Origin of the sequence: Bradyrhizobium sp. 44, from assembly GCF_023073095.1 — a bacterium.
GTDB lineage: Bacteria > Pseudomonadota > Alphaproteobacteria > Rhizobiales > Xanthobacteraceae > Bradyrhizobium.
This window is the reverse complement of the sequence record NZ_JADPIY010000037.1, coordinates 1-885: the sequence shown is the minus strand read 5'-3', so window position 1 is coordinate 885 and position 885 is coordinate 1. Positions and strand designations below refer to the sequence as shown.

At 58.0% G+C, this 885-nt stretch carries 1 protein-coding gene; it reads left to right on the top strand.

From position 1 onward, the window contains the following. Positions 1 to 859 (top strand): transposase (locus IVB41_RS32765; protein ID WP_247438669.1); only part of this gene is annotated, 859 nt, incomplete at its 5' end. Positions 860 to 885: the final 26 nt, after the last annotated feature.

Sequence of the window (885 nt, the reverse complement as noted above, 5' to 3'; positions counted from 1 at the left end):
AAAAAAGACGCGGATCAAAGAACGGCTGAAAAATCTGACCGTTGAAATGGCGAAACTCGCAGCGATTGAAAAACAGGTTCTGGCGTCGCCCGATCAGCAGATATCGTTCACTGATCCCGACAGCCGTTCGATGGCCACGAGCGGCCGTGGTTCTGGCGTCGTCGGCTACAACGTGCAGACGGCGGTCGATACAGAAAACCATCTGATCGTCGCGCACGAGGTGACAACAAGCGGCTCAGACCGGTCGCAACTTGCAAACATAGCCCGGCAAGCCAAAGCCGTTCTTGAGGCCGACACGCTCGATGTTGTCGCCGATCGCGGCTACTTCAAGGGTGAAGAAATCGTGGCGTGCGAGCAATCTGGCATCACGGTGACTTTGCCCAAGCCGATGACATCGGGTGCGAAGGCTTCGGGACGCTTCGGCAAACAGGACTTTGCTTATCTGCCAAATGAGGATGTTTATCGCTGCCCTGCCGGTGAGAAACTCAAATATTATTATACCAACGACGAAGACGGCCAGAAGCTGCGCAACTATTGGACGAACGCCTGCAAAACCTGTCCACTCAAATCGAAGTGCACGCCGAGCCCACAACGCCGTATCAAGCGATGGGTGCACGAGGACGTTCTCGAACGCGCTCAGGCGCGGCTCGACAAGAATCCAAACGCCATGCGCACACGCCGCGAGACCGTCGAGCATCCGTTCGGCACACTGAAGATGCGCATGGGCGCGACGCACTTCTTGTGCGTGACGCTGCCGAAAGTTGCGACCGAGATGGCGCTGTGCGTGCTCGGCTACAATCTGACACGCGTGCTGAACATCGTCGGGATGAAACCGCTGCTGGCGGCGGTGAGGGCGTGATACGGGCGTTGCCGCGCGGCCGTTGC